At 61.1% G+C, this 1277-nt stretch carries 1 protein-coding gene; it reads right to left on the bottom strand.

Annotated features, from left to right (window positions below):
- Positions 1–1277: calcium-binding protein (locus CO667_RS34535; protein WP_143540786.1), on the bottom strand; the 1277-nt coding region annotated here is incomplete at both ends.

The raw sequence follows: 1277 nt of genomic DNA, 5'->3' as shown, positions 1-1277 counted from the left end.
GCTTCCGTGATCGTGTCGTTGCCATCGCCGCGGGCATAGACATAAGTGTCGTTTCCATCTCCGCCATTCAAGGCGTCATTGCCATGGCGCCCGGCGAGAATGTCGGCAGCATTTGTGCCACTAATTGTATCGTTCCCAGCCGTACCCGCGTTGGTCGCTAAAAGGTCTCGAATTTTCGCTCGTGTCCACACGGTGCCGTCGGCGAAGGTGACTTTGTCGACACCGCGGTAGAAATAATCGTCTAGGGTTTCCTTCAGCAGCACCGAACCGCCGTCACCGGCACCCGGCGAGCTCTCGGCGATGACGATCGTCACGTCATTGCCGTTGCGCACCAGGCTGACTGCAGCCGGGTTGATGTCGGTGAGCAGCAGCTGGTCGCCGGAGCCGGCATTGGCCGCCTCGATGATCATATCGTGACCATCGCCTCGGGAATAGCGGAAAGTGTCGTTGCCGGAGAAACCATTGAACGTCTCGTTGCCGGCATTGCTGGTCAGCAGCATGTCGCGCAATTGCGCCCGCGTCCAGCTGGTGCCGTCGGCGAAGACGACCTTATCGACGCCGCGGTAGACATAGTCGTCGAGAGTGTCCTTCAGCAGCACCGAACCGCCGTCACCAGCACCCGGCGTGCTCTCGGCGATGACGATCGTCACGTCAATGCCGTTGCGCACCAGGCTGACTGCGGCTGGATTGATGTCGGTAAACAACAGCTGGTCGCCGGAGCCAGCATTGGCCGCCTCGATAATCGTATCGTGACCATCGCCTCGGGAATAGCGGAAGGTGTCGTTGCCTTCTCCGCCGTTCAAGGCGTCATTACCCTGTCGGCCAATGAGCGTGTCGGCTGTGTTGAAGCCCACGATCGTGTCGTTGCCAGGCGTGGCCGCCTGATCGAGCAACCTGATGCGAATATCAGAGCGGCTCCACACCGTGCCGTCGGCGAAGGTGACCTGGTCAACGCCGCGATAGAAATAGTCGTCGAGGGTGTCCTTCAGCAATACCGAACCGCCGTCACCGGCACCCGGCGTGCTCTCGGCGATGACGATTGTCACGTCATTGCCGTTGCGCACCAGGCTGACTGCAGCCGGGTTGATGTCGGTGAGCAGCAGCTGGTCGCCGGAGCCGGCATTGGCCGCCTCGATGATCGTGTCCTGACCACCACCGCGGGAATAGCGGAAAGTGTCGTTGCCGGAGAAACCATTGAAGGTCTCGTTGCCGGCATTGCTGGTCAGCAGCATGTCGCGCAATTGCGCCCGCGTCCAGCTGGTGCCGTCGGCGAAGAC

The sequence above is a fragment of the Rhizobium sp. L43 genome (genome assembly GCF_002531725.1).
Classification (GTDB): domain Bacteria; phylum Pseudomonadota; class Alphaproteobacteria; order Rhizobiales; family Rhizobiaceae; genus Rhizobium.
The sequence above is the reverse complement of the archived record's forward strand: the minus strand, read 5'-3'. Positions and strand labels throughout refer to the sequence as shown.